We start from the raw sequence: 22,975 nt of genomic DNA, 5'->3' as shown, positions 1-22,975 counted from the left end.
CAGCGACGAACACAGCGAGCATCGACGGCACGAAGTGGGTGACGCTCACCTTCTCGCCGCTGATGACCTCCGCGAGGTAGGCCGGGTCACGGTGCCCGTCGGGCTTGGCCACTACCAGGCGCGCACCGATCTGCAACGGCCAGAAGAACTCCCACACCGACACGTCGAACGTGGCCGGGGTCTTCTGCAACACCACATCATCAGCGGTCAACTGGTAGGCAGTCTGCATCCAGACAAGGCGGTTGACGATCGCCGCATGCGACACCGCCACGCCCTTCGGGCGACCCGTCGAACCCGACGTGAAGATCACATACGCCGTGTTCGACGGACGCAGCGGCGCGCGACGATCGGCATCGGTGACCGGCGCCTCCGACAGGCCCTTCAGGTCGAGCAGATCGATACGCACCTGCGCGGTGTCGATGTCGAGGTCACTGCCCGAGGTGAGCACGCACACCGGATCGGCCGTGCCGAGGATGTATTCGGTGCGCTCGGCCGGGTGATCCGGGTCCAACGGCACGTACGAGCCACCGGCCACGGCGACGGCGTACATGCCGACCACCAGATCGATCGAGCGCCGCATGCCCAGCGCCACATAGGATTCCGCGCCCACGCCGCGCGCGATCAGCCAGCGCGCCAGCTGGTTCACCCGCCAGGAGAACTCGGCGTAGGACAGACTCGTCCCCTCGAACGTGATCGCGGTCGCGTCGGGGGTGCGTTCCACCTGGTCGTAGAACATCGACACCAGAGTCGCGCCCGCATCCACCGGGTGCGTGGTGTCGTTCCAGTCCGACACCACGAGCTCGCGCTCGGCGGTGTCGAGCAGCTCGATGTCGCCGACGACCGCGCCGGGCTCGGCGGTGATCGCGGTGAGCACCCGGGTCAAGCGGTCGGCGATGCGGCGCACGGTCTGCTCGTCGAACAGGTCGCGCAGGTAGCCCGCGCGCACCCGCAACCGCGAATCCAGCTGCGCGATCAGGGTCAGCGGGTAGTGCGTGGCGTCGGCCGCGTCCAGGCCGACCACGGCCATGCCGTCGATGTCCGCGGCCTGCGCCTGCAAGCCCGCCGCGTCGACCGGGTAGGACTCGAACACCACGAGGGTGTCGAACAGGCCACCGATGCCGGTGACAGCCTGGATGTCGGCCAAGCCCACGTAGTGGTGGTCGAGCAGATCGGCCTGCTCACCCTGGGTGCGCACGAGCAGGTCGCGCACCGACTCCGACGGATCGAAGCGCACCCGCACCGGCACGGTGTTGATGAACAGACCGACCATCGCCTCCACGCCGGACAGCTGCGCGGGACGGCCGGAGACGGTGGTGCCGAACAGCACGTCGTCGCGGCTGGTCATCCGGCCGACGAGAATGCCCCACGCCGTCTGCAGCACGGTGTTCGGGGTGACGCCGAGCGAGCCGGCCAGCGCGGTCAGCCGCGCGGTGGTCGCCTCGTCCAATTCGAAGAAGTACTCCCCGGACAGCGAGGTGATCTCGCGACCGGCGTCCGGACGCGCCAGCAGGGTCGGCTCGCCGACGCCGCGCAGCGCGTGCGCCCACGCGGCCAGCGACGCCGTGTGGTCCTGCTGCCGGGTCCAGTCCAGGAAGTGCCGGTAGGAGCGCACCGCGGGCAGCGCGGAGGCGTCCGCGTGGGCGGCGTAGAGCACCAGCAGGTCCCGCATGAGCAGCGGCATCGACCAGCCGTCGAGCAGGATGTGGTGGTTGGCCACCACGAACTGCCAGCGGTCGGGCGCGACCTGGATCAGCGTGAAGCGGATCAGCGGCGGCGCGGTCAGGTCGAACCGCTGCATGCGGTCGGCCTCGATCAGGTCCTCCGCCGCCCCGGATTCGGTCCGGTCGTGCTCGGTCCAGGCGACGCGGACGCTGTCCAGCACGATCTGCACCGGGTTGCCGTCGTGGTCGCTGACGAACGCGGTGCGCAGGTTCTCGTAGCGGTCCACCAATGCCTGTGCGGCCGAACGCAACCGGGCGGCGTCCACCCGGCCGGTGAGCGTCAGCACCGCCTGGGCGGTGTACACGTCCACCGAGCTCGCGGCGAGGCGAGCGTGGAACAGCAGACCTGCTTGCAGCGCCGACAGCGGCCAGACGTCCGACAGTGCGGGGAAGCGCCGCTCCCAGGTGTCGATATCGCGTTGCGTGCTGCGCACCAGCGCGAAGTCCGACGGGGTGTGCCCACCCGCGCCGGTCGAATTGGCGTGGCGGGCCACCGCTTCCAGCGCCGTGGTCCACAGCTCGCCGAACTCGCGCACCTCGGCGGCCGACAGCAGGGTCGACGGGTAGCCGATGTTGGCGGTCAGCTTGTCGCCGACCACGATCGCGTTCACGTCCAGCGGCGCCATCGCGGGCATGTCCGCGTCGTAGGCGCCGCCCAGCGCGCCGAGTTCCGGCGCGGGGATCCAGCCGAAGCCGCGCAGCGACTCCGGCACGTCGCCCTCGGAGATGCGACCGAGGTAGTTGAAGCTCACCTGACCGGGCAGTTCGCGCGGCAGCTCGGCCGCGGTCTCGGGGTTCAGGTAGCGCAGCAGGCCGTAGCCGATGCCCTTGTCCGGCACGGAGAGCAACTGCTCCTTGACCGCTTTGACGGCCGCGCCCAGCGCGGGCCCGCCCGCGAACGCCGCGTCGACGTCGATGCCGGACAGGTCGAAGCGGACCGGGTAGATCGCGGTGAACCAGCCGACGGTGCGCGACAGATCCGCACCCGGCACCACGTCTTCCTCGCGGCCGTGACCCTCCAGGCGGATCAGCAGCGAGTCCTCGCCGCGTGCGGCCACCCGGCGCGCCCGCCACTTCGCGGTGGCCAGCGCCAGCGCGGTGAGCAGGCCGTCGTTCACGCCGCCGTGGAACAGCGCCGGAACCGTGGTGAGCAGGGCCTTGGTGACCTCGGCGGACACCTCGACCTGATGCTTCTCGATAACACCCGAGGTGTCGAGCGCGGGGTCCATCGGACGCTCGGTCAGCAGCGGATCGGCCGCGGCGACCACCGAACGCCAGTAGTCGAGTTCGGCCAACCGGTCCGGGGCGGCCGACTCGCGCTCCAGCGCGTGCGCCCAGGCCCGCATCGACGTGGCCGGGGCGACCAGCTCCGGGGTCTGCCCCGCGGTGCGCTGGCCCCACGCCGTGACGAAATCCGGCACCAGGATGCGCCAGGAGACGCCGTCCACCACCAGGTGGTGGGCGACGACGATCAGGCGTCCGGCGCGCTCGGCGGAATCGGGTTCCAGCCAGACGAACCGGATCACCACGCCCGCGGCGGGATCGAGCCGGTCCAGCGACTCGTCCAGTGCGGCAGAAGCGATCTCGACCAGTTCGGCGTCGGTGACGTTCGCGGCGAACTCGGTGCGATCGATCAGGGCGTCCACCTCGACCGTGCCCGGCGCGGCGGTCTCGACGATCCAGTCGTCGCCGTCGCGGCGCAGGCTCGCGCGCAGCATGTCGTGCCGATCGATGACGGCGCCGACCGTGGCGGCGATGCCCGCCCGATCGATGCCTACCGGCAGTTCCAGCGCCAGCGTCTGGTTGAACCGGCCGAACGAGCCGCGCCGCTCGGCCATGAACCGCACGACCGGCGTCAACGGCATGACGCCGATCCCGCCGCCCGGCGGCTCGGCCAGAGTCGTGGCCGACGCCTCGGCCGCCTCGGTCGTCTCGGCGACCGACGCCAGACCGGCCACCGTGCGCTGCTCGAAGACGTGCCGCGGGGTGAACACCACGCCGCGCGCCTTGGCCCGCGACACCAGCTGGATGGAGACGATGCTGTCGCCGCCGAGGGCGAAGAAGGAGTCGTCCACGCCGACCCGCTCCACACCGAGCACCTCGGCGAACACCTCGGCGATGGTCTGCTCGACCGGGGTGCGCGCCGCGCGGAACACGACCTCGGTCGCGAACACCGGCTCCGGCAGCGCCTTACGATCCAGCTTGCCCACCGGGGTGAGCGGCACGTGGTCGATCACCATGATCGACGAGGGCACCATGTAGGCGGGCAGGCGATCCTCGACATGCGCGGTCAGCGCCGCCACGTCGATCGAGTGCCCCTGCGCGGCAACGACGTACGACACCAACGACACGGCGCCCGCGGCGCTCTTGTGGCCGACGGTGACGGCGAAGTCGACGGTCTCGTGCGCGGCGAGCGCGGCGTCGATCTCACCGAGTTCGATACGGAAGCCGCGCACCTTGACCTGGAAGTCGGAGCGACCTACGTATTCGACGACGAGCGATTCGACTCCTCCAGCGGGCGCGGAGCCTGCGGAGTGCCCGACCCGGGTCCAGCGGACCACGTCACCGGTGCGGTACATCCGTGCGCCGGGCACATACGGGTTGGCGACGAAACGCTCCGCCGACAGCCCCGGGCGCGCGTGGTAGCCGCGCGCCAGCTGGACGCCCGACAGATACAGCTCACCCGCGACACCCACCGGAACGGGCCTGAGCTGGGCGTCGAGGATCAGCGACTGCATGCCGCGGGTCGGGCCACCGATGGTGACCCGGTCGCCGGGCGCGAGCGCGTCGCTGATGTTGGTCATGATCGTGGTCTCGGTCGGGCCGTAACCGTTGTGGAAGCGGCGGCCCGAACCGTCCGGCGCGCCACCCCACTTGGTGACCAGATCGGCGGGCACGGCCTCGCCGCCCGCCACGATCACCCGCATGCCCGCCAGCGCCGCCGAATCCAGCGAGGCGAGCACCGACGGGGTGATGAAGGCGTGCGTGACCCGCTCGGCGCGGATCAGCTCGGACAGCTCCTCGCCGCCGTAGACGCCGGGCGGGCAGACCACCAGGGCGCCGCCGCGGCCGATCGCGAGCAGGAATTCCAGGATCGACGCGTCGAAGCTGGGCGAGGCGAAATGCAGTGCGCGCGTGTCGGAATCGACGTCGTAGCGGGCGTTCTGCTCGTCCCGGAAGTTGGCAAGACCGGCGTGGGTGACCACGACGCCCTTGGGCACACCGGTGGAACCGGAGGTGTAGATGACGTACGCGGGATGCTCCGGCCGCACCGGGCGCACCCGATCGGCGTCGGTGACCGCGGCGTCGTCGAATCCGTCGAGGTCCAGCTCGTCGAGCACCAGCCACTCGACCGACTCGGGCAGCTCGGCGCGCACCGAGGCCACGGTGAGACCGATCGGGGAGCCCGAGTCGGTGACCATGTGCGCGATGCGGTCGGCCGGGTAGGTCGGGTCGATCGGCACGAACGCGCCGCCGGACTTGGACACCGCCCACTCGGCGAAGTACGACTCGTCCGAGCGCGGCACGGCGACCGCCACCAGATCCTCGGTCCCGATGCCACGCTGAATCAGCAGGCGGGCCAGGCGGTTCGAACGCGCGTCCAGCTCGCCATAGGAGACACTTCGCCCCTGGAACACCACGGCGGGCGCCCCCGGGTCGATGGCCGCGGCCTCGGCGATCAGGTCCGGCAGCGTCCGCGCGGGCGTGGCGGGCGCGCCGGTGCGGGCGACCAGGTCGGCCCGCTCGGCGGCGTCGAGCACGTCGATCGCGCCGACGGTCACCGACGGATCGGCCGCGACGGCCGCGAGCACGCGTTCCCAGCGGTCCACGATGGCCGCCGCGGTCGCCTCGTCGAACAGCTCGGTGGCGTAGGTCAGCGCCAAGGCCATGGCGCCGGAACCGTTTTCGCCGCGCTCGGCGAGGGTGAACTGGAGATCGAAGCGAGCGACGTTCTCTTCCAGGTCCAGCGCGGACACCGACAGACCCGGCAGCTCCAGGGTGGTGCGCTCCAGGTTCTGGAACGCCAGCATCACCTGGAACAGCGGGTTGCGGGCCTGCGAGCGCTCCGGCGCGAGCAGTTCCACCAGCCGCTCGAACGGCACGTCGGCGTTGCCGTAGGCATCGAGGTCGGTGCGGCGCACGCGGTCGAGCAGGTCGGCGAACGACTCGCCCGGCTCGATACCGGTCCGCAGCACCAGCGTGTTGACGAACATGCCGACCAGGTCGTCGAGCGCGGCCTCGCCGCGGCCCGCGATCGGCGTGCCGACCGCGACGTCGTCGCTGCCGGACAGACGCGACAGCAGCACCGACAGCGCGCCGTGCATCACCATGAACAGCGACGCGCCGCGTTGCCGCGCGACCTCTTCCAGCGCGGCGACCAGTTCACCGGACAGCTCGCGATGCAGCGTCGCGCCGTGGTGCGATGCGACGGCCGGACGCGGGCGGTCGGTGGGCAGGGTCAGTTCGTCGGGGACGTCGTCGAGCGCGCGCCGCCAGTACGCGACCTGCTTGGCCAGCAGCGAGTCCGGGTCCTCCTCGGACCCGAGGATCTCGCGCTGCCACACCGCGAAGTCGGCGTACTGCACCGCCAGCGGAGCCCAGCCGGGGGCGCTGCCGGTGCTGCGCGCGGTGTAGGCGGCCATCACGTCGCGGGTCAGCGGGCCCATGGAGAAGCCGTCGGCCGCGATGTGGTGCACCACCACGACGAGCACGTGCTCGTCCGGCCCGGCCGCGTACAGCCGGGTGCGCAGCGGAACCTGTTCGGCCACATCGAATCCGGCGGTGACGAACTCGGTCACCGTCTCGATCAGCCGCTCCGGGTCGACCGCCACGGGATGCAGGTCCAGGACGATGTCCTCGGCGGGCACGATCACCTGGACCGGGGTGCCGCCGTGCTCGGGATAGCGGGTGCGCAGCGACTCGTGCCTGCGCACCACGTCGGCCACCGCCAGCCGCAGCGCCTCGACGTCCAGCGCGCCGGTGAGCCTGATCGCGATCGGCAGGTTGTAGGCCGCCGAGGCGGTGTCGTACTTGTTCAGGAACCACATGCGCTGCTGCGCGAACGACAGCGGCACCAGTTCGTCGGCCGCGCGCTCGCGGGCGACCAGGCGGGCCCTGGCCGCGCCGTCGGCGTGCGATTCCACCCGCGCGGCGAGCGCTTCCACCGTGGAGGCCTCGAACAGGGTGCGCACGGCGACGGTCGTGCCGAGCGCGGCGCCGATGCGGGCGACCACCCTGGTCGCGATCAGCGAGTTGCCGCCGAGGTCGAAGAAGTCGTCGTCCACGCCGACTCGGTCCAGGCCGAGCACGTCGGCGAACACCGCCGCCACGGTTTCCTGCACCGGAGTGACCGGCGCGCGGAAGGCGCGCGCCTGTGCGGTCGGGGCGGGCAGCGCACGGCGGTCCAGCTTCCCGTTGACGGTCAGCGGGATCCACTCCAGCCGCACCACGGCCGAGGGCACCATGTAGGCGGGCAGCTGCGCGGCCGCGCCGTCGCGGACCGCGTCGAGCACGGGTTCGGCGCCCGGCTCGGACACCACGTAGGCGACGATCCGCTGATCACCGGGCTGGTCCTCGCGCACGATGACCGCGGCCTGGGCGATGCCGGGCTGGGCGAGGATCGCGGACTCGATCTCGCCGAGCTCGATGCGGAAGCCGCGCACCTTGACCTGGTCGTCGGCGCGGCCGAGGTATTCCAGCTCGCCGAAGCGGTTCCAGCGGGCGAGGTCGCCGGAGCGGTACAGTCGCCCGCCCGGCACGTCGCCCATCGGGTCGGCGACGAAACGAGCGGCCGACAGATCGGGACGGCCGAGGTAGCCGCGGGCCAATTGCGGTCCCGCCACGTACATTTCGCCCGCGACGCCGACCGGCACCGGGCGCAGCCTACTGTCGAGCACGTACACCCGCAGACCGGCGATGGCGCGGCCGACCACGCTGCCGGAGGCGGCGGCGATGGTCGCGGCGTCCAGCGCGCGGTAGGACACGTGCACCGTGGTCTCGGTGATGCCGTACATGTTGACCAGCAGCGGCCCCGCGGCGGACGGACCGGTGCCGTCGCCGTGGCGCGCGACCCAGTCCGACAGCCTGCGCGGCTCCAGCGCCTCGCCGCCGAACACCACGTAGCGCAGCGCCAGCGGCGCGGCGTCGGGCGCGGCGTTCCGGTCGGCTTCGGCCAGCTGGTAGAACGCCGACGGGGTCTGGTTGAGCACCGTGACGCGTTCGGCGCGCAGCAGTTCCAGGAACTGCTCCGGCGAGCGCGAGGTGTAGTAGTCGACCACCACGAGGGTGCCGCCGAACAGCAGCGGGCCCCACAGCTCCCACACCGAGAAGTCGAAGGCGTAGCTGTGGAACAGCGTCCAGGTGTCCTCGGGCCCGAAACCGAAGTCGCGGTCGGTGTTCGCGAACAGCCGCACCACGTTGCGGTGCGCGACGGCGACGCCCTTCGGGCGGCCGGTCGAGCCGGAGGTGTAGATCACGTACGCGACGTTGTCGGGCGTGAGCGCCGCGTTGCGGTCGGCGTTGGTGATCGGGGCGTCGTCGGCGTCCTCGACATTGCCGGTCTCCACCGCGAACCCGTCCAGCACGACGGCGGGCAACCCGGCGGGCACCTCGACCTGCACCGTGGAGTCGAGCACCACGCTGGTGGGCCGGGAATCGGCGAGCACGTAGGCGATGCGCTCGGCCGGGTAGGTCGGGTCGACCGGCACGTAACCCGCGCCCGTCTTCACCACGGCCAGCAGCGCGACCACGAGATCCAGCGAGCGCGGCAGGATCACCGCGACCAGTGTCTCGGGCCCCGCGCCGTCGCTGATCAGCCTGCGCGCCAGCACGTTCGCGCGCCGGTCCAGCTCGGCGTAGGTCAGCGTCTCCACGCCGAAGCGCGCCGCGACCCGGTTCGGGTGTGCGGCAACAGCCGCGTCGAACAGCCCGACCAGCGTGATATCCGGATCGGCGAACGCGCCTGCGACGCTCTCCGCGCCGGAGGACACCCAGCGCTGCGACACGTCCAGCCGCTCGCTCTCGCCGAGCAGGTCGATATCGCCGATGGCGGTCTCCGGGTCCTCCGCGATGCCGCGCAGGATCCGCACGAGACGGTCGGCGAAGGCCGTTACCGTCTCCGGGTCGAACAGTTCGGTGGCGTAGTTCCACGACAGCGTCAGCCCGCCGTCGGCGGCCTCGCCCACGGTGAGCTGCACGTCGAATTTCGCGGTGCCGGGGTCGAAGTCGACGGCGGCGAGTTCGAGGCCGCCGGGCAGCGCGACGGCGCCGAGCTGGGCCGCCGAAGCGGCCTCGAAGGTCAGCGCGACCTGGAACAGCGGGTGGTGCGCCTGCGAGCGCGCCGGGCTGAGTACGTCCACCAGCCGCTCGAACGGCACGTCGGCGTTGGCGAAGGCGGCCAGATCGGTGCGGCGCACCTGGTCGAGCAGCGCACCGAAGTGGGCGCCCGGGTCGACCTCGCTGCGCAGCACCAGCGTGTTGACGAACATGCCGACGACGTCGTCGAGCGCGCGTTCGCCGCGGCCCGCGATCGGCGTGCCGATCGCGACGTCGGTGCTGCCGGACAGCCTGCCCGCCCACACCGCCAGCGCGGCGTGCACGACCATGAACAGCGTCACGCCGCGGGCGCGCGCCAGCTCGGCGAGCGCCTCGTGCACCTGTGCGTCGACCGAGAAGTTGTGCGTGCCACCGGCATTGGAGGCGATCTCCGGCCGGGGCCGATCGCTGGGCAGCTCGATCTGGTCGGGCAGGTCGCGCAACTGCTCGGTCCAGTAGGCGATCTGGCGCGCCGCGACGGAGTCCGCGTCGTCCTCGGCGCCGAGCGCCTCGCGCTGCCACAGCGCGTAGTCGGCGTACTGCACCTCGAGCGGGGCCCAGGAGGGCGCCTCTCCGCGGGCGCGCTCGGTGTAGGCGAGCACGACATCGCGCAGCAGCGGCCGCAGCGAGAAGCCGTCCGCGCTGATGTGATGCACGACCAGCACGGCGACGTGCTCGGTGGAAGACAGCGCGAGCAGGCTCGCCCGGAACGGGATCTCGGTGGTGACGTCGAACCCGACGCTCGCCAGCTCGACGACCCGCGCGGACAGCTCGTCCGCGCCGACCGATTCGGCGACCAGGTCGAAACCGACCTCGCCGACCGGCAGGACGCGCTGGTAGCCGGTGCCCTCCACTTCGGGGTAGACGGTGCGCAGCGCCTCGTGCCGCGCGAGCACGTCGCGGATGGCCGCGCCGAGCGCGGCCACCTCCAGCTCACCGGTCAGCCGCAGGGCCACCGGGATGTTGTTCACGGCGGTGCGGTTGTCGAACCGGTTGAGGAACCACATCCGCTGCTGGGCGAGCGAGAGCGGCACCAGCTCGGGGCGCTCCCGCGCGACCAGCGGCGTCCGGCCGCCCTGGCCCGCGGCCGATTCCACCTTCGCCGCCAGCGCGACGACGGTGGACGCCTCGAACAGCGCGCGCACCGGGACCTGCGTGTTCAGCGCCTCGCCCAGACGAGCCGCCACCTGGGTGGCGACCAGCGAGTTGCCGCCCAGTTCGAAGAAGTCGTCGTCCAAGCCGACCCGCTCCGCGCCGAGCACCTCGGCGAAGGTCTCGGCCACGATCTCCTGCACCGGCGTCGCGGGCGCGCGGAACACCTTGGCCTCGAAGACCGGTTCCGGCAGCGCCTTGCGGTCCAGCTTGCCGGAGGCGTTCAGCGGGAACTCGTCGAGCACCACATAGGCAGCGGGCACCATGTAGCCGGGCAGCCGCGCGCCGAGCTCGGCCTTCACCGACTCGACGTCCACCACCCGGTCCGGGTCCGTCACCAGGTACGCGACCAGCTGGTCGCCGGTCCGCTCATCGTTGCGCACCACGACCACCGCCTGCGCTACCGAGTCCAGCGCGGTGAGCGCCGCCTCGATCTCGCCCAGCTCGATGCGCAGACCGCGCACCTTGACCTGGAAGTCGGTGCGGCCCAGGTACTCCAGCTCGCCGTGTTCGGTCCAGGCCACCAGGTCGCCGGTGCGGTACATGCGCTCGGCGTCGCCGAACGGGTTGGCCACGAAGCGTTCGGTGGTCAGGTCGGGACGGCCCACGTACCCGTGCGCCAGCTGCGCGCCCGCGAGGTACAGCTCACCGGGCACGCCGACCGGAACCGGCCGCAGCCGCGAATCCAGCACGTACACCTGGGTGTTGAACACCGGAGCGCCGATCGGCACCGACACCGTGTCGTCCTCGGTCACCTCGTGGAAGGTGACGTCGACCGCGGCTTCGGTCGGGCCGTACAGGTTGTGCAGACGCGCGCCGGTCAGCTCGCGCAACTTCTGCGCGGTCACCGCGGGCAGCGCCTCACCGGAAGCGAAGACGTTGCGCAGGCTGGTGCACTCGGCCGCGCGCTCCTCGGCCACGAACACCGACAGCATCGACGGCACGAAGTGCACCGTGGTGACCTGCTCGTCGACGATCAGCTGCGCCAGGTAGGCGGGATCGCGGTGGCCGTCCGGCTTCGCGACCACCAAGCGGGCGCCGACCTGCAACGGCCAGAAGAACTCCCACACCGACACGTCGAACGTGGCGGGCGTCTTCTGCAACACCACGTCGTAGGCCGCCAAACCGTATTCGGCGTGCATCCACACCAGGCGGTTGACGATCGCGGCGTGCGAGACCGCCACGCCCTTCGGGCGGCCGGTCGAACCGGAGGTGAAGATCACGTACGCGGTGTTGGCCGGACGCAGCGGCTTGTGCCGGTCGGCGTCGGTCAGCGGCTCGCCGGAGAACTCCGACAGGTCGAGCTGATCGATGCGCACCTGCCGGGAGACGGCGGTCTCCAGGTCGGAGCCGGAGGTCAGCACGCACACCGGGCGCGCGGTCTCCAGGATGTAGTCGATGCGCTCGGCCGGGTGGTCCGGGTCCAGCGGCACGTACGCGCCGCCCGCGGCGTTCACCGCGTACATGCCGACCACCAAGTCGATGGAGCGGCGCATGCCCAGGGCCACATAGGATTCCGGCCCGACGCCGTTGACCTTGAGCCAGCGCGCCAACCGGTGTACCCGGCGGGCGAACTCGGCGTAGGACAGACTCGTCCCCTCGAAGGTCACCGCCGGACTGTCCGGGGTGCGCGCGACCTGCGCTTCGAACAGCGAGACCAGGGTCGCCGCGGCGTCGCCGACCGGCGAGGTGAGCGCGGCGTCCACCGGGAACTCGGTGGCGTTCCACCGCTCGATCACCAAGGACCGCTCGGCGTCGTCCAGCAGGTCGATGTCACCGACGGCGACCGACGGATCGGCGGCGATGCCGCGCAGCACCCGCACGAACCGCTCGGCGAACGTACCGGCGAACAGACCGTCGAAAAGGTCGGTGGCGTAGACGAGTTCGGCGTCCATCGCCGCTTCGGCGCCGGGCACCTCACTGAGCGTGAGCTGGAGGTCGAACTTCGCGGTCGGCTGGTCGATGCCCAGCTCGGAGACGGTGAGACCGGGCAGCTCCAGCGCGGTGCGGCCGAGGTTCTGGAACGACAGCATCACCTGGAACAGCGGGTGGCGCGCCTGCGAGCGGGCCGGGTTGAGCACCTCGACCAGCCGCTCGAACGGCACGTCCGCGTGCGCGAACGCCTGCAGGTCGCGCTCGCGGACCCGGGCCAGCAGGCCGGCGAACGACTCGGCGGCATCCACCTGCGCGCGCAGCACCAGTGTGTTGACGAACATGCCGACCAGATCGTCGAGCGCCTGCTCGCCACGGCCGGCGACCGGAATGCCGACGGCGATGTCGTCGGAGCCGCTCAACCGCGCCAGCAGCGCGGCGAAGGCGCCGTGCACCACCATGAACAGCGTGCTGCCGTGCGTGTGCGCGACCCGGTTCAGGTCCTCGATCAACTCGCCCGGCACACGGAACCGGTAGGTCCCCGCGCCGTAGGAGGCGACGGCGGGGCGCGGGCGACCGGCCAGGCGCAGTTCGTCGGGCAGACCGGCCAGCGCTCCGCGCCAGTAGTCGAGCTGCTCGGAGATCAGCGAGGTCGGGTCGTCCTCGGAGCCGAGGGTGTCGCGCTGCCACAGCGCGAAGTCCACGTACTGGACCGCCAGCGGCGGCCAGCCCGGCTGGGCGGCCGACGTGCGCGCCACGTACGCGGTCATCAGGTCGCGCACCAGCGGACGCATGGAGAAGCCGTCGGCGGCGATGTGGTGCACCACCACGACCAGGACGTAGTCGTCCGGACCGAGCCGGTAGGCGCGCAGGCGCACCGGCGGTTCGGTGGTCACGTCGAAGCCGCGCTCGACGAACTCGTAGAGCACGCCGAGCAATTGCCCCTCGGCCACCTCGACGAGATCCAGCTCCGGAATGGCCCGGCCCGCGTTGAGCACCCGCTGGTAGGCGACACCGTCGCGGGACGGGTAGACGGTGCGCAGCGATTCGTGCCGCCCGACCACGTCGGCGATCGCGCCGCGCAGCGCGTCCAGGTCCAGCGCGCCTTCCAGCCGCACCGCCGCCGGGATGTTGTTCGCGGCGGAGTCGGCGTCGAAACGGTTGAGGAACCACATCCGCTGCTGCGCGAGCGACAGCGGCGGATGCTCGGGACGGACCTGTGCCGTGAGCGCTTGGCGCGCACCGCTGCCCGCGTGCGACTCGATCCGGGCGGCCAGCGCGGCCACGGTCGGGGCTTCGAACAGCACGCGCACGCCGACGTCGGTGTTCAGCGCCGCGCTCAGCCGCGCGACCACCTGGGTGGCCACCAGCGAGTTGCCGCCGAGTTCGAAGAAGTCGTCGTCCACGCCGACGCGCGGCACGCCGAGCAGATCGGCGAACAGCTCCGCCACGATCTCCTCGATCGGCGTCGAGGGCGCGCGGAACACCCGCGCCTCGAACACCGGCGCGGGCAGCGCCTTGCGGTCCAGCTTGCCCGAGGCGTTGACCGGGAACGCGTCCAGCACGACCAGTGCGGCCGGGATCATGTAACCCGGCAGCACGGCCGCCAGCGCGGCCTTCACGTCGTCGGTGTCGACGGTCGCGAACGGCTCGCAGACCAGGTAGCCCACCAGCTGATCGCCGGCGTGCGCGTCCGAGCGCAGCACCACGACCGACTGCGCGACACCGGCCTGCGCCAGCAGCGCGGACTCGATCTCGCCGAGCTCGATGCGCAGACCGCGCAGCTTCACCTGGAAGTCGGTGCGGCCCAGGTAGTCCAGTTCGCCATCCGAAGTCCAGGCCACCAAGTCACCGGTGCGGTACATCCGGGTGCCCGGGGCGCCGTACGGGTTGGCCACGAACCGGTCGGAGGTCAGGTCGGGGCGGCCCAGGTACCCCAGCGCCAGCTGATCGCCCGCCAGATACAGCTCACCCGCGACACCCGGTGCGACCGGATGCAGACGGCTGTCGAGCACGAAGACGCGGGTGTTCCACACCGGGCGTCCGATCGGCACCGACACCGTGTCGGCTTCCGTCGCCTCGTGATACGTCACGTCGACGGCGGCTTCGGTCGGGCCGTACAGGTTGTGCAGCCGGGCGCCGGTCAGCTCACGCAAACGCTGCGCCGTCTGCGCGGGCAGCGCCTCACCGGAGGCGAAGACCTGCCGAAGCCGCGACGCGGGCAGGCCGTCGCCGTTCTCGTTGCCCAGCGTCGACACGAAGACCGAGAGCATGGACGGCACGAAATGCGCTGTCGTGATCTGCTTCTCGGCGATGATCTGGGACAGGTACACCGGGTCGCGGTGCCCGTCCGGGCGCGCGACGACCAGCCTGGCCCCGGTCTGCAACGGCCAGAAGAACTCCCACACCGACACGTCGAACGTGGCGGGCGTCTTCTGCAGCACCGCGTCGTCGGGGCCGATGCGGTATTCGTGCTGCATCCACAGCAACCGGTTGACGATCGCGGCGTGCGAGACCGCCACACCCTTCGGGCGTCCGGTCGAACCGGAGGTGAAGATGACGTACGCGATGTTCTCCGGCCGCAGCGGCTGCGTGCGCTCGGCGTCGGTGATCGGCGCGCCGCTGGTCGCGGCGAAACCGGGCACGCCTTCGATGCCCTCCACCGACAGCGCGGTCACCCGCGGCTGCGGGTCGAGGCCGAAGCCGTCCGCCGAGCGGTACAGGATCATCCGCGGCCGCGCGGTCTCGATGATGTAGTTGACGCGGTCGGCCGGCTGGTCCGGGTCGAGCGGGACGTAGGCCGCGCCGGTCTGCACCACCGCGTACATCGCGACGACCAGTTCGGTCGAACGCCGCAGCGCCAGCGCCACCAGCGATCCCGGGCCGACGCCCGCGCCGATCAGCTGCCGGGCGATGCGGTTGGCCCGCTCCTGCAACTGGCGGTAGGTCAGCCGCTCGTCCTCGAAGTCCAGCGCGATGGCATCGGGCGTGGCCGCCGCCTGCGCGTCGAACAGCGAAACCAGCGTCGCGAGCTGGTCCACCGGGTGCCCGGTGTCGTTCCAGTCGACCAGCACCCGCGCTTGTTCGTCGGGCGCGAGCAGGTCGATGTCGCCGATCGGCACGTCCGGGTCGGCGGTCACGGCCGCGAGGATGCGGTCGAGGCGGCGGGCGAACGCCGCGACGGTCGGTTCGTCGAAAAGATCCAGCGCGTAGGAGAACTCGGCCGACATGCCCGCCGATTCGCCCTGTTCGTCCTGGGTCTCCGAAAGGGTCAGCTGCAGGTCGAACTTGGCCAGCCGGGCGTCGTAGTCGATGCCGTTGACCGAGAGTCCGGGCAGTTCCAGGCTGGCCTGCCGGGTGTTCTGGAAGGTCAGCATCACCTGGAACAGCGGGTGGCGCGCCTGCGAGCGGGCCGGGTTGAGCACCTCGACCAGCCGTTCGAACGGCACGTCCGCGTGCGCGAACGCGTGCAGGTCGGTCTCGCGGGAGCGGGCGAGCAGATCGGCGAAGCTCGACGCGCCGTCCACCTCGGTGCGCAGCACGAGCGTGTTGACGAACATGCCGATCAGGTCGTCCAGCGCGGCCTCACCGCGACCGGCGACCGGGGTGCCGATGGCGATGTCGCTGGTGCCGCTGGCGCGGGCGAGCAGCACCGCCAGCGCGCTGTGCAACACCATGAACAGCGAGGCGTTGTGCCTGCGGCCCAGCTCGATCAGAGCGCGCTGGGTCTCGCCGGAGATCACGAACGGGTAGGTGCCGCCGCGGTAGGAGGCGACGGCGGGGCGCGGCCGGTCCGAGGGCAGCACCAATTCGTCCGGCAGGTCGGCCAGTTCGCGGGTCCAGTACCGGATCTGGTTGGAGATCAGCGAACTCGGGTCGTCCTCGGCGCCGAGCACCTCGCGCTGCCACAGCGCGTAGTCGGCGTACTGCACCGGCAGCGCCGACCAAGCCGGCGCCTCCCACGACGTGCGGGCGGCGTAGGCCACCATGACGTCGCGGGCCAGCGGTCCCATCGACCAGCCGTCGGCGGAGATGTGGTGCACCACCATGCCGAGCACGTACTCGGTCTCGCTGATCTCGAACAGCCGGGCGTGCAGCGGCACTTCGCTGGTCACGTCGAACGCCATCGAGGCCAGCTCGACCAGGTGATCGATCAGGTTGTGCTCGGTCACCGGCACCGGGGTCAGGTCCGGCACGATCTGCGCGGCGTCCAGCACCACCTGCACGGGGCCGGTCCTGGTCTCCGGGAAGACCGTCCGCAGCGACTCGTGCCGATCGATCACGTCGATGACCGCGACCTGCAACGCGGCGATGTCCAGATCGCCGGACAGCCGGATCGCGACGGGGATGTTGTTGACCGCCGAGGACGTGTCGAACCGGTTGAGGAACCACATGCGCTGCTGCGCGAGCGACAGCGGCACCTGCTCCGGACGCTGCCTGGCGACCAGCGCCTTGCGGGCGCCGTCACCGGCGTGCGATTCCACCCGCGCGGCCAGCGCCGCGACCGTGGACGCCTCGAACAGCATGCGCACCGGCACCCTGGTGTCCAGCGCGATGCCGAGGCGAGAGGCCACCTGGGTGGCGATCAGCGAGTTGCCGCCCAGCTCGAAGAAGTCGTCGTCCACGCCGACGCGCGAGATGCCGAGCACCTCGCCGAAGATCTGCGCGACGATCTCCTCGATCGGCGTTGTCGGCGCGCGGAATTCGCGCACCTCGAACACCGGAGCGGGCAGCGCCTTGCGGTCCAGCTTGCCGGAGGCGTTGAGCGGGAACGCCTCGAGCACCATGATCGCAGAGGGCACCATGTACGCGGGCAGCGTGCGGTGCAGCGTGTTCTTGATGCTGTCCAGGTCCACCGGGCCACCCCCGGTGACCACGTAGGCGACCAACTGGTCGCCCGCGACGGTGTCCATGACCAGCACGACGGCCTGGGTGACGGCCGGGTGGTCCAGCAGGGCGGTCTCGATCTCGCCCAGCTCGATGCGCTGACCGCGGAACTTCACCTGGAAGTCGGTGCGGCCGATGTACTCCAGCACACCCGCGCTGCCCACCTCGGGATCGCGCGGCTGCACCCAGCGCACCAGGTCGCCGGTGCGGTACAGGCGGGAACCGGGCGCGCCGAACGGGTCGGCGACGAAGCGCTCTGCGGACAGGTCGGGACGGCCGTGATAGCCGCGGGCGGTCTGCACGCCGCCGAGGTACAGCTCGCCGGGCACGCCGACCGGAACGGGCGCGAGGCCCTCGTCCAGGACGTAGGTCTGCGCGTTCCACACCGGGCGGCCGATCGGCACCGACGTGGGCGCGACCTCGTTGAGGTGCCAGGCGGTGGCGTGCACGGTGAACTCGGTGGGGCCGTACAGGTTGTGCACCGCGGCGGTGGAGAACTGCCGGAACGCGGTGACGGTCGCGGGCGGCAGCGCCTCACCGGCGACGAGAACCGCACGCAGCGAAGCGCATTCGGCCGTGGACGCGGACCCGGCGAACACCGAGAGCATCGACGGCACGAACGAGGTCATGGTGACGCGGTGCCGTCCGATGATCTCCGACAGGTAGATCGGATCGCGGTGGCCGTCCGGCGCGGCGATCAGCATGCGGGCGCCGACGGCCAGCGTGCCGAACAGCTCCCACACCGACACGTCGAAGGTGACCGGCGTCTTCTGCAGGATCACATCCGCCGGGCCGATCCGGTATTCGGCGGTGATCCAGGCGATCTGGTTGACCACCGACGCGTGGCTGACCGCGACGCCCTTGGGGCGGCCGGTGGAGCCGGAGGTGTAGAGCACGTACGCGGTGTTGGTGGCGCGCAGCGGCGCGCGGCGCTCGGCGTCGGTGACCGGCCCGTCGCCGAACTCGTTCAGGTCCAGGGTGTCCAGCGTCAGCACCGGGATGCCCGCGGCGGTGACGTTGTCGGCGGTGGTGGTCAGCACGCAAACCGGCGCGGAGCTGTCGAGCACGTATTCGGTGCGCTCGGCCGGGTGGTCGGGATCGATCGGCACGTAACCGCCGCCCGCCGTCATCGTGGCGTAGATCGCCACCAGCATGTCCACCGACCGGCGGATGCCGACGGCGACCAGCTTCTCCGGGCCGACGCCCGCGTCGATGAGCTTGCGCGCCAGGCGATTCACGCGCGCGGCGAACTCGGCGTAGGTCAGCTCGACCGGCGCGCCGAACTCGTCCGCGCCGCGAAGGCCGCCGTCGAACACCACGGCCGGGTCGTCCGGCCGGGCCCGCACCTGCTCCTCGAACAGCTCGAGCACCGTCGCGGCGGGAACTTCGCGGGTGGTGTGGTTCCACTCGGTCAGCACGCGGGCGCGCTCGGCCTCGTCGAGGATCTCGATGTCGCGCACGGCGGTTGCCGGCGCGGCGACGGCGGCTTCCAGCACACGCAGGTAGCGGCGGCCGAACTCGGCGACGGTCGGGGCGTCGAACAGGTCGGTGGCGAAGGAGATGACCGCGCCCATGCCCGCGGGCTCGCCGTTCGCGCCGCGCTCCTCGGTGACCGTCCACTGCAGGTCGAATTTGGCGATGTCGACCTCGAGCTCGTCGGCGGTGACCGAGAGACCGGGCAGTTCCAGGGTCGCGTGCGACATCTCCTGGAACGACAGCATCACCTGGAACAGCGGGTGACGCGCCTGCGAGCGGGTCGGGTTGAGCACCTCGACCAGGCGCTCGAACGGCACGTCGGCGAAGGCGAACGCGGCGAGGTCGGTTTCCCTGGTGCGGCCGAGGAATTCGGCGAACAGCTCGCTGCCGTCCACCTCCGAGCGCAGCACGAGGGTGTTGACGAACATGCCGATCAGGTCGTCCAGCGCCTGCTCGCCACGTCCGGCGACCGGCGTGCCGATCGCGATGTCGTTGGTGCCCGACAACCGGGCCAGCAGCACGGCCAGCGAGGCGTGCATGACCATGAACAGGCTGACGCCCTGCGCGCGGGCCAGCGCGACCAGCCGCCGGTGCAGCTCGATGTCGATGTCGAAACTCACCCGGCTGCCGTGAAAGCTCTGCACCGGCGGACGCGGACGGTCCGCGGGCAGGTCGAGCTGATCCGGCAGGCCCGCCAGCGCCCTGCGCCAGTAGGCGATCTCGCGCGCCGCCATCGACGCGGGATCGGACTCCGCGCCGAGCAGTTCGCGCTGCCAGACGCTGAAGTCCTGGTACTGCACCGGCAGCGGAGCCCAGCTCGGCGCCTCGCCCGCGGCGCGGGACAGGTAGGCGGCGGCCACGTCGCGCGCCAGCGGGCCGAACGAGAAGCCGTCGGCCGCGATGTGGTGCACCACGAACGCCACCGCGTAGTCGGCGGTGCCGTTGCCGCGCCCGCCGGTGACCGCGAACACCCGCACCCGGATCGGCAGCTCACGCGAGACGTCGAAGCCGCGTGCGGCGAATTCGGCCAGCGCGCCGTGCAATTCGGCCTTGTCGATCGGCTGCAACTCGATGCGGAGATCGACTTGGTCGACCGGAAGCACCTGCTGGTAACCGCCGTCGCCGGACTCGGGGAAGATCGTGCGCAGCGACTGCTGCCGCTCGACCACGTCCAGCAGCGCCGACTGCAACGCATCCAGGTCCACCTGGCCGCGCAACCGCACCACGAAGGGCAGGTTGTAGGTCGGCACGGTCGGGTCGAACTGGTTGATGAACCACATGCGCTGCTGCGCCAGCGACAGCGGCACCCGCTCCGGTAGCCGCTGGGCCACCAGCGGCGGACGCGATTCGCCGACCGGAGCGGCGTTCTCGGCCCGCGCCGCGATCCCGGCGACGGTCGGGGTCTCGAACAGCGCGCGCACCCCGATCTGGGTGCCGAAGGCCGCGCCGATGCGCGCGACCACCTGGGTGGCGACCAGCGAGTTGCCGCCCAGGTCGAAGAAGTTGTCGTCGATGCCGATGCGGTCCTGGCTCAGCACGTCGGCGAAGATGCCCGCCACGATCTGCTCGGCCTGGGTGCGCGGTGCGCGGAAATCACCCGCGTCGGCGCTGAACACCGGCTCGGGCAGGGCCTTGCGGTCCAGCTTGCCGCTGGTGTTCAACGGGAAGGCGTCCAGCACCATGATCGATGCGGGCACCATGTAGCTCGGCAGCTGCTCCGCGGCGAACCTGGTCAGCTCCACCGGGTCCACGGTGTGGCCGGGAGCCGGGACGACGTAGGCGACCAGCTGCTGACCGGTGGCCGTGTCCGTCACCAGCACCACGGCCTGGCTGACCGCCGGGTGGGCGAGCAGATCGGTTTCGATCTCCCCCAGCTCGATGCGCTGACCGCGGAACTTCACCTGGAAGTCGGTGCGGCCGATGTATTCCAGCGTGCCCGCGTCGTTCCAGCGCACCAGGTCGCCGGTGCGGTACATGCGTTCACCGGTAGTCGACAGGGGGTTGGCCACGAAGCGGTCGGAGGTCAGGTCCGGACGGCCGCGGTAGCCGCGGGCGAGCTGACGCCCGCCGAGGTACAGCTCACCCGGCGCGCCGATCGCGGCCGGGCGCAGTCGCGAATCCAGCACGTAGACCTGGACATTCCACTCTGGGATGCCGATCGGCACGGTCACCGTGTCGGCGGCCGTGGCCTCCCAATAGGTCACCGAGACCGCCGCCTCGGTCGGGCCGTACAGGTTGTGCAGCCCCGCGTCGGTGATCGCGCGGAAGCCCGCGGCGGTCTCCGGCGGCAGCGCCTCGCCGATCACGAAAACCGCGCGCAGCGTGGCGCATTGGGCCTGCGTGGCGTGGGCCACGAACACCGTGAGCATGGACGGGACGAAGTCGGTCACGGTGACCCCGTGCCGGGAGATCATCTCCGCCACGTACAGCGGGTCGCGGTGCCCGTCCGGCGACGCGATGACCAGTTTCGCGCCCACCAGCAGCGGCAGGAAGTAGCCCCACAGCGACACGTCGAACGTGGTCGCGGTCTTCTGCAGATACACGTCTTCCGCGGTCAGCCGGTACTCGTCGAGCATCCACAGCTGCTGGTTGACGATCGCGTGGTGGGTGACCGCCACGCCCTTGGGGCGACCGGTCGAACCCGAGGTGTAGATGACGTAGGCGGTGTTGTCCGGGCGCAGCGGCGCGAGGCGCTCGGCGTCGGTGACCGGGGCGGCCGAGTACGCCGAGGTGTCCAGGGTGTCGATCTCCACCCGGCGCACCGCCTGCGGCAGCTCCAGCTCGTCGGCCGAGTGCGTCAGCACGCACACCGGCGCGGCGCTGTCGAGGATGTAGGCGGTGCGCTCGGCCGGATGATCCGGATCGATCGGCACGTACGCGCCACCGGCCTTCAGCACCGCGTGCATGCCGATCACCAGCTCCAGCGAGCGGCGCATGCCCAGGGCGACCAGCGATTCCGGGCCGACGCCGTCGGCGATCAGGAAGCGGGCCAGCCGGTTGACCCGCGCGTCGAACTCCGCGTAGGTGAGCGTCGCGCCCTCGAAGTCGAGCGCGATGTTGTCCGGGGTCAACGCCATCTGCGCGTCCAGCAGGGCCGCGAGGGTGGTCTCCGGGACGTCCTGCTCGGAGTCGTTCCACTCCAGCAGCGTCCGCTCGCGCTCACCGGCGGTGGTGACCGGAAGGTCCCACACCGTCTCGTCCACCTCGGCGGCGAGGAAGCGATCGAAGAACTCGAGGAAGCGGCCGTGATGGCGGCGTGCCTCGTCCTCGGTGTAGAGGTTCGGGTTGGTCTCGAAGTCGATGTGTGAACGGGTGCCCGCGACGGACTGGTAGAAGTTGACGCCCAGATCCTCGATGCTGCCGGTGGACAGCACGCTGAGCTGCCCGACCATCGGGCCCATCACCAGCTCGTCACCGAACAGCATGATGTTGACCCACGGCCCGAAGAACTCCGTGGTCACCACGCCGTCGCCGGCCGCGTCGCGGCGGATGTCCTCGTGCCGATAGCGCTGGTGGCGCAGCGCGCCGGAAACCTCGACCTGGACCTGCTTGAGCAGCTCCGACACCGTGGTGTCATGACCGACGTGCAACCGCAGCGGCACGATGTTCGACGACACACCACCCGAGCGGCGCATCGCCGCGGTGGTGCGCGCGGTCACCGGCAGGCTGAGGATGACGTCCTCGACGCCGTTCCACTGCGCCAGATACGCGGCGAAGCCCGCGAGCAGCAGACCGGCGGGCGAGGAATCGTGCCGGGCCACGGCCGCGTCCAGCAGAGTGTTCTGCTCGTCCGACAGCGCCGCACTCACGATGCCGTTGATCGCGGCGGGCGGGGCGGACCGGCCGGTCAGGCTGGTGCCCTCTTCCAGGCCCGCCACCCGCTGCGCCCAGTACTCCTTATCGGAGACGAAGCGGGAGCTTTCGCGATACGCGATCTCCTGCTCGTAAAGAGTGTGCAGGTCGGTCGCCTTGGACGCGGCGGGTTCGGTTCCGCCGACGTAGGCGGTGTAGAGCTCGGCGATGCGATTCAGGTTGGTCATCGCGCCGAAGCCGTCGAGCGCGATGTGGTGGGCGCGGGAGTACCAGTACCAGTGGTCGTCGGCCAGTTGCAGCGCCGCGATCATGATCAGCCGGTCACTGGTCAGGTCGAGCGGGCGGCTGTACTCGGCGCGCATCCATGCCATCGCCGCGGCGGCCGGATCGGCCTCGCCGCGCAGGTCGACGTAAACGACCTTGTCGTAATCCGCGATGGAATGATCGATGAACTGCAACGGCTCGCCGTCGCGCTCGATGATTCGGAGGAAGCCCGAACCCAGCTCGTGCGAGGCGTCGATGCTGGCGCGCTCGAGCACATCGATATCCAGCTCACCGTGCAGGTCCACGTACTGCGCGATGGTGACCGGCACCTGCGGGTCGACATGCTGCGCGTACCAGATGCCCAGCTGAGCAGGAGACAACGGGAAAGCGCCGGACAGGCCGGGTTCTACCCCAGAACCAGCGTGTGCCCGTTCGCCACCAGTTTCGCCGTTTCCGCCGAAATCCAGCCGGTCCAA

Annotated in this window: 1 protein-coding gene (cut by a window edge); it reads right to left on the bottom strand. The window is 71.0% G+C overall.

The window, feature by feature from the left end:
• A protein-coding gene (locus IU450_RS31320) for a non-ribosomal peptide synthase/polyketide synthase (RefSeq protein WP_195153339.1) crosses the window boundary here: on the bottom strand, nucleotides 1-22,975 show its 5' portion. It extends 20,750 nt beyond the left edge of the window; only the first 22,975 of its 43,725 coding nucleotides appear in the window; it begins with the start codon at nucleotides 22,973-22,975; its stop codon lies off the left edge, out of view.

Source organism: Nocardia abscessus, from assembly GCF_015477775.1.
In the GTDB taxonomy this organism is placed as follows: domain Bacteria; phylum Actinomycetota; class Actinomycetes; order Mycobacteriales; family Mycobacteriaceae; genus Nocardia; species Nocardia abscessus_A.
The sequence above is the reverse complement of the archived record's forward strand: the minus strand, read 5'-3'. Positions and strand labels throughout refer to the sequence as shown.